8 protein-coding genes are annotated in these 7,409 nt (G+C 33.1%); 4 read left to right on the top strand and 4 right to left on the bottom strand.

What is annotated here, in order from left to right; all coding sequences use genetic code 11:
• Positions 1-3 precede the first annotated feature (3 nt).
• The 4 genes from Q4Q16_RS06720 to Q4Q16_RS06735 are packed head-to-tail and all read left to right on the top strand — an operon-like array spanning position 4 to position 2,744.
• A complete protein-coding gene (locus tag Q4Q16_RS06720; protein ID WP_303346951.1) occupies positions 4-921 on the top strand; it encodes a TIGR00269 family protein in 918 nt (305 codons plus the stop codon).
• A 5-nt stretch (positions 922-926) separates the two neighbouring features.
• On the top strand, positions 927-1,127 hold the full coding sequence (gene thiS / locus Q4Q16_RS06725) for a sulfur carrier protein ThiS (protein WP_303346952.1): 201 nt from the start codon (positions 927-929) through the stop codon (positions 1,125-1,127).
• A gap of 2 nt (positions 1,128-1,129) precedes the next feature.
• Entirely contained in the window at positions 1,130-1,993 is an 864-nt protein-coding gene (locus Q4Q16_RS06730) for a DUF89 domain-containing protein (RefSeq protein WP_303346953.1), read from the top strand.
• A 7-nt stretch (positions 1,994-2,000) separates the two neighbouring features.
• Positions 2,001-2,744: an NAD(P)-binding domain-containing protein gene (locus Q4Q16_RS06735; protein WP_303346954.1), complete on the top strand. Its 744-nt coding sequence runs from the start codon at positions 2,001-2,003 to the stop codon at positions 2,742-2,744.
• On the opposite strand, the gene Q4Q16_RS06740 is transcribed toward Q4Q16_RS06735, so the two are convergent.
• The 4 genes from Q4Q16_RS06740 to mer all read right to left on the bottom strand — a co-directional run bounded on the left by Q4Q16_RS06740 (position 2,725) and on the right by mer (position 6,723).
• Positions 2,725-3,993, bottom strand: coding sequence for a cytidyltransferase (locus Q4Q16_RS06740; RefSeq protein WP_303346955.1), 1,269 nt, complete (start codon positions 3,991-3,993; stop codon positions 2,725-2,727). The two genes, Q4Q16_RS06735 and Q4Q16_RS06740, sit on opposite strands and share 20 nt — an antisense overlap.
• 24 nt (positions 3,994-4,017) lie before the next feature.
• Positions 4,018-4,500 (bottom strand): DUF308 domain-containing protein, encoded by a 483-nt coding sequence (locus Q4Q16_RS06745; protein ID WP_303346956.1) that lies wholly within the window; start codon positions 4,498-4,500, stop codon positions 4,018-4,020.
• Positions 4,501-4,539: 39 nt separating this feature from the next.
• A complete protein-coding gene (locus tag Q4Q16_RS06750) occupies positions 4,540-5,622 on the bottom strand; it encodes an archaeosine biosynthesis radical SAM protein RaSEA (protein WP_303346959.1) in 1,083 nt (360 codons plus the stop codon).
• Between the two features lie 141 nt (positions 5,623-5,763).
• Positions 5,764-6,723 carry a 5,10-methylenetetrahydromethanopterin reductase gene (mer, locus tag Q4Q16_RS06755; RefSeq protein ID WP_303346957.1) on the bottom strand — a complete coding sequence of 320 codons (960 nt, stop codon included), beginning with the start codon at positions 6,721-6,723 and terminating at the stop codon, positions 5,764-5,766.
• Positions 6,724-7,409: the final 686 nt, after the last annotated feature.

A 7,409-nucleotide genomic window follows, 5' to 3' on the forward strand; every position in this document is an offset into this window, starting at 1 on the left:
AATATGCAGTGTAGTAAATGCGGTAATCCGAAAGTTATTATTAAAAAAGAACAATCCGGTCAGCTATTATGTAAAGATTGTTTTATTGAATCAATTGAAAAAAAAGCCATCAAAACAATTAGAAAAGAAAAATTGTTGGATAAGGGAGATAAAGTCTTAGTGGCCCTTTCCGGAGGCAAGGATAGTGTAACGGCACTTGAGATATTAAATTCGTTTCGCATGATGAACATCATAGACCTCTGTGCCGTAACCATTGACGAAGGAATTGATAATTACAGACAGGAAGGTATTGACATCGCCATCAGACATGCTGAAAGATTAAATATTGAACATAAGGTAGTTTCACTAAAAGAGGAATTTGGAATAACTCTTGATGAAATAATGCAAAAAGAAAATCATAAGGGATCCTGCACTTACTGCGGAGTGTTTAGAAGAACTCTCATCAATAAGGCGGCTCGTGAAATGGGTGCAACAAAAATAGTCACCGGACATAACCTGGATGATGAAGTTCAGGGAATCATAATGAACTATCTTGAAGGCAATGTCAATAATTTAACCAAATTAGGTGCAAAAACAGAATCTAAAGCAAAAGAATTCACTGTTAAAATAAAACCTCTGCGCGAAATACCTGAACGCGAAATAGGATTATATGTTGTTGCAAAAGAATTGGAAGTTCACTTTGACAGCTGTCCTTATGCAATGCAATCATTCAGGGGAGAGGTTTCTGAAGTTATAAACCAATTGGCAGAAAATCACCCTACAATTAAATATTCTACACTTAGAGGATATGATAAAATCAAAAACATATTAAAAGATGAATTTTCAAAGGAATTTAATCATGGAAGATGCGCGAGATGTGGTGAACCTTCATCTAATGAATTATGTAAGGCATGTTCATTTTTAGAAGAATTAGGTTTGTGATATAAATGCAATTTACGTTAAAATACAAATCCATCAACGAAAAAAGAGAATTACCTGAAAATTACACAATTAAAGATTTGCTTAATGAACTGGAATTATCTGCTCAAACTGTCGTATCAAAACAAAACGGCGAACTTGTAATCGAAGAAACCGTAATTGAAGATGGTGATGAAATTCAATTAGTTCAAATAATTTACGGAGGGTAATTTTGAAAATTAGTTACGAGTGCGGCCCATGTTTTTTAAGGCAGGCAAGAGAAGCTTTGGATTTATCAACTGATGATGAAACTCTTAAAATGGAAGTTATGGAAGAAATTTTCAAATATTTAGGCGAAAATTTTAAATCAGGAGCTAATTCAAATAGCACCGGTTCTACAATCCATAAATTAATCAAACAAAAAACATGCTGCAGTGATCCTTATTATAAAGAAAAACTTGAAGGCAACAAAATAGCCCTTAAATATCTGCCGGAAGTTAATAAAATTTTAAATGAAAACGATAGTTTGGAAAATCACGTTAAAATAGCCATTCTCGGCAATATTTTAGACTTCGGAGCATTCACATTAGATGATGATGTTGAAAGCGTAATTAAAAGCTCACTTAAAAAAGATCTGGCAATTAAAGACATTGAAGAATTTGAAAACTCACTAAAAACTCATGATAAGGTCTTATATTTGGTGGATAATACTGGAGAGATAGTATTTGACAAATTGCTTTTAGCCAAGATTAAAGAATATGGTCTGGATATTACAATTGCTGTTAAATCGGAACCTATCCTAAATGATGCTTGCAGGGCAGATGCGCTGGATGTTGGGCTTGATGAATTTGGCAGAATTGTTGATATTGGTGCAGGAACTGTCGGATATGTGGATAGTGAAATTTCAGACGAGTTTAGAGAAATTTTTGACAGTCATGAATTTGTAATTTCAAAGGGCATGGGAAATTATGAAGGATTAACCGAAATAGACATATCAAAAAAAGAAGTTTACTTTTTATTATGTGTAAAATGCAATACAATTTCAAGAGATATTGGCGCGAACTTGCATGACATGCTTCTTTTTAAAAACAAGTAGTGATATGATGATAATCGGATTGATAGGATTTGGAAAAGTTTCTCAAAACATTGTAGACTTGATTAAATCAGATGACATAGAATTTATAACCTCTCTTGAAAACAGGTCTTCCAAAACGACTGAAGCAATTGAAAAACGCAAAATCAAAGCTTTGGATACATTCAAGGAAGTTGCTGCTGCATCAGATATTTTAATTTCGGCCAATTCTCCAAAAAATGCACTTGAAGTTGCAAAAAGTTACGGAAAATATTGCAACGGAATTTATTTGGATTTGAATAATATTTCTCCTGAAACCACGTTTAAAATAAATGAATATGTTGGAGATTTGGTTGATGGAGCCATAATTGGAAAAATTGATTCTGATAATCCCACAATATACCTTTCAGGTAAAAAATCCGGTGAATTATTATTTTTAGATGAGTTTGTCAATACATTTAAAATCAGTGATGAAATTGGGGATGCAGCTATCCTAAAATTACTTAGAAGCACCTATACAAAAACATTATCTGCTCTTTTAATCGAATCTGTTGAAGTTGCAAAAGAATATGATTTGGAAAATGAATTCTTTGAGGTTTTATCATTAACGGAAGGTGAAAATTTTAGAGAAAAATCAATTTCACGAATCAATAACACTTTGTCCAATTCTAAAAGAAAATCCGAAGAACTTGATGAGATTATAAATTACTTCATCAAAAACGACCTGGTCATGGTTAAAGCGGCACTGGAAAAACTCAGCCGATTTCAACCTTAACCTTAAATCCTTTTTTAGCTTTTGTTATGCTTCCCTTAACAGGAATAAAATGGGAGTCCATAATGTATCTTAAATAAGTAACTTCATTTGCAGGAAGTCTTAAGTTTGTTTTGATTTTTTTGCCTTCGCTTTTAAACTGAACTGAAAGTCTGCCGTTTTTATCTACATACAAGTCAGTTTTCAGACCTTCTTTAGTAATCTTTGTTTCAAATTTAGTTAGATTCAGCCCAGCATCCACAGTTAATGGAGCATCAACTTCAATCATTTCACTTCTGAATTTGTCATTGGCTTTGCGAGCATCTAAGGTGCTGTTTGCTACATACCATGCTCTGTCAATAACCCTCTGGACTTTTTGATTGTCGGGAATAACTTCCTGGGATTCATAACTTCTAATTAAATTCATCACTTCCTCTTTGGTAACATTCATCTCAAGAGCGCTGACTGCTAATCTGGTCATTACTGGACCATACTCAGACCTTCTAAAAACTGCCCAAATAGATTCGGGATTTCTGTAAACTCTTCTTTTAATAATTTCATTTATAGTATTTCCATTAAGGTAAGCTATTTTTTCAAGATTGCCTCTTGAATAAGTGTTCATTCTTTTATAAATCTCATCCCAGTTTCTATCGCCCGGAACTCTGCCTGCATCTATTTCCCGCTGAAGAATTTCAACAGTGGCTTTTGGAAGTAATTTTTTAACGTCGTCGGTTATATTCATGTCGTTGCCGATTATTGATTGCCTAATCAGTCTGCCGGAATATTTTTCTTTATTAAGCTCTTTTACTACATGGAATTTAAGTTTGGCTCCAAGAAACTGGTTTATTGCATACCATCTTATTTCATTCCTATTTGTATATCCTTTCGGCATTCCGACAAAGTTTCCCTGAGCAATGAACTTTTTGGATTTGGATTTGATTTCATCAAGTGAAATGCTTGCAGATGTAATATAATCAGTCACCCCATCATCAATCATTTGCTTAAGTCTAATGGGCACACTATAGGATAAGACCAATCTGTGATGGATTCCTTCAAATGATTTAACTTCATCAGCACCTAAAGCTAATGCCATTTCACGACGCGCATCAAAATTAACGAAAAAAGGAGCATGGTTTGCACTAAAACCCTTATTTAAATAAACAACAACTTTTTTATTTTCCCTATCAGCTATTTTTCTGGCTTCTCTAATCAACTTTTCATGCCCTTTATGAATAGGGTCAAAATCCGCACTTATTCCAATCAATATAAACACCAAAAAAAAGAAATTCAGGATAGATTATCTATCCATTAACTTTAATATACCGCTTATCACTAACCATATTCCAATTAATGAACCAAGAATAATTGGGTCTGCAAGATAAGTTCCAATAATTATATACAATACACCAAGCACAATTCCGGATATTCCAATATAAAATCCATATCTGGTATCGCGATTATTAATTAATGAAGCAACTGCAACAATAATTAACATTATTCCTGCAAGATAAAGGGTGATTTCAGTTAAAAACCCAAGTGTTGCAGGATTGAATATCAAACAGATACTTAATAACAATAGCAAAATTCCTAAAAACAAATCAAGTATTGCTCCACTGGTCTTATAGTCTATTATTGTCACTCCCACAACAAGCAAATAAATAGACATTAATAATACAGATAAACCAATTAATGAACTAACTCCAATAATTCCAATCACCGGAAAAATAATGATTATTAATCCTAGAATTATGGATAGTAAACTAATAAATTTAGTTTTCATAATTTCCTCCTACTAATAAATTAATATCTTTATATTATATTAATATAATGGGATATGCTTAATCTCAACAGTTGAGCTGTTCATATCGGAATTGCTGATTTCGGCTAACCACTCATTTTTGCATTCGCAGTCATATTCAATTTTGCTTTGAGTTAAATTGTTAGCTATTATTATATGTTTTAAATCCTTGTTGCATTTTTTACAGTTGTATGGGCCGCGCCTTGATCCAAATCCTGAGGTGTCTAAAAGTGCAGGTATGTTTAATTCATCACGAACAGTGTTTATAATTTCAATACATGACCAAATCCATGGGGGCTGATAAGCTCCTTTTCTCCAGAATCTTTCAATTACAGTTCCTCCATGTATTGTTGCAGGGCAAAATGAAAGCCTGTCCACATTAATGGAATCGCAATATCTTGCAGTTTCAACCGCTTCGGATATTGCCTGTTTTTCAGATACAAGAATGGGCTTTACAAAGATATACGCTTTTGTCTTTAAATTGTATCCTTTGGAATCCCTTAGATTTTGCATTAATTTTACGGCATTTTCAAAATCGCTACGGGTAAACCCTTTATTTATTTTTTTAAGTCGAGTGTAATCATTTGATGTTTCAAGACCGATACTCACCTCAAATAATGTGTCTTCGATTATTTCAAATATTTCATCCAGATATTCCTCTTTTACATATTCTGGTCTTGACTCAACAATAATCTCTCTTACATTGCCTAATTTCATTAATGTGTGAAGTATTTCATCACGGGCATCTTTTGGAAGTTCATGGGGGTTTAAAAAACTTCCGGAAGCAAATAACTTAACGGAAATTTTTTCTTCGCTGTCAATCGGATGTCTTGATAAATGTTCGCGGAATATTCTGAGAATAGTTTCAGTGTCAATTGGTTCTAATGTGCAATCTGAAACATAACTGCACATTGTGCATCCTCCACTGTCTCCAAGTGCCCATGAACATCCTGGTGTGGGTAATATTATAAATAAGGTTTTTGAAACTCCGTCATAAGTTAAATCATCATTATACCAACTTGCTCCAACCTGTTCTGGAGTTTTCGGATCTTTTCGTTCAAATGCTTTTAATCTAATTTCTTTTGTTAAATTTTCAATTTCCATCATAATACCTGCAATCATGTTACTGTAATTATTATATTATATGGTGTTTTATATAATTAAAAATTTGTTGTTAAAAGAAGTCTGGTAATAAGTTGTGCATATGGCGGTTAAAAAAATAAAAAAGAGAAAAAGTAATCAAGTTTAGAAACTTGCGATTACGTCTCCTAATAATTTAATGGATTCTTCTACGTTTTTACCTACTGGGGAACCTGCTACATATTGAGTTACGCCCATTTCAGCTAATCCTTCAATTTTAGGGATGAACTCATCAGGAGTACCACATACTGAGAATGCGTCGAGCGCTTCATCAGTTACAGCGCCAATAGCTCCACCGAAGTCACCTTTAGCTAAGAATTCACCCATTTTTTCGTTGTATCCATCAGGTAATCCGTGTCTTGCGATAACTGGTGGTGGGGATCCTGCTGCAATGAATGCAACTACGATTTTTGCTGCGTTTTTAGCTGCATCTGAGTCAGCTCCGATAGAAGTAGCAGTGTATGCACCAACATCGAATTCTTTTGCGTCTGCTTTGTCAAGTCCTTTTTTAATCATAGGCATAGCAGCTTCGTAATCTTTAGGGTTGGAAGCGTTAATTAATACACCATCTGCGATTTCTCCAGCAGTTTCTAACATTTTAGGACCTTGTGCTCCCATATATACTGGGATGTGTTCTTGGATAGCTTTTACTCCACCTAATGCTGCACCAGCTTCAGTTTTTCCGCCAGCTAATAAAACGTTAATGTCAGCAATAGCTGCTTTGATGGTGGATACAGGTTTAGTCCATTCAATTCCTAAAGCATCGAAAGTTGCTTTGTCACCAGGACCAATACCGAAGGTTGCTCTTCCGTTTGAGATTTCGTCAATGGTTGCGATTGCAGAAGCAGAAATTGCAGGGCTTCTTACATATGGGTTGGTTACACCAGGACCCATTTTAATGGTTTCAGTGTTTGCTGCAAGTAATGCTAAGGTTTCGTATACATTTTTGTTGTTGTAGTGATCAGTGATCCATGCATATTCAAAACCGACGTCTTCTGCTAATTTTACTAAGTTTACAATTTCATCCAAAGGTTGATTTGGTACGAATTCTATACCGAACTTCATATTTTATCACCGATTATAGTTATGGTTTGTAATATATAAAGTAATTTTTATTTGAATTAGATAGAAAACTTTATATACAAATACATTGTTTTTCATTTGGGGATTATATTAAAATGACTTATATTAAAAAATTTATTTTTTCTATTATTTTATTATTGGATTTCAGTTGATAATAATTTACAATAAATTATTTTTTTAATTTATTTTGTTATTGTATTTTATCTAATATGGGGAGTTTATTATTCTTATTTTTTTATAATTCCTACTTTTATAAATTATTTCTAATTTAAAATTATTTTTGCAATATTTTTTAATTGATTTTGTTTATATAATTTCTCCCTATATTAGATGTGCTATGTGTTTTATGGCGATGACCTAAGTATTATTGTATGGAACAATTTCTACTATGATGGTTGCATTCCGCATGTAGCTATAAATTATCATATTTATTGTATTAATTTAATTATTAATCTCTTGAATATGCTTCGTGAGTACCTGAGTTTTTCGGGTATGATGTAAGTTTTGTAGATGTGGTGAAATTTGATTATAGAAACTTTTTTATCAAATTTTGTGTATTAATACTCGTCTATAATTTTTTTATGTGTACTTCAAATTTACAATAGTACTCTGTTATGTGTTCAATTCTGTTTGATCCTGGCAGATGCTACTGCTATTGGGATTCGATT

The sequence above is a fragment of the Methanobrevibacter sp. genome (assembly GCF_030539875.1).
Lineage (GTDB): Archaea > Methanobacteriota > Methanobacteria > Methanobacteriales > Methanobacteriaceae > Methanocatella.

Excerpts from the sequence above, each read along its gene's own strand:
- thiS (WP_303346952.1), top strand. The coding sequence starts at position 927 with ATGCAATTTACGTTAAAATACAAATCCATCAACGAAAAAAGAGAATTA.
- mer (WP_303346957.1), bottom strand. The coding sequence starts at position 6,723 with ATGAAGTTCGGTATAGAATTCGTACCAAATCAACCTTTGGATGAAATT.
- Q4Q16_RS06750 (WP_303346959.1), bottom strand. The coding sequence starts at position 5,622 with ATGGAAATTGAAAATTTAACAAAAGAAATTAGATTAAAAGCATTTGAA.
- Q4Q16_RS06735 (WP_303346954.1), top strand. The coding sequence starts at position 2,001 with ATGATAATCGGATTGATAGGATTTGGAAAAGTTTCTCAAAACATTGTA.
- Q4Q16_RS06720 (WP_303346951.1), top strand. The coding sequence starts at position 4 with ATGCAGTGTAGTAAATGCGGTAATCCGAAAGTTATTATTAAAAAAGAA.
- Q4Q16_RS06745 (WP_303346956.1), bottom strand. The coding sequence starts at position 4,500 with ATGAAAACTAAATTTATTAGTTTACTATCCATAATTCTAGGATTAATA.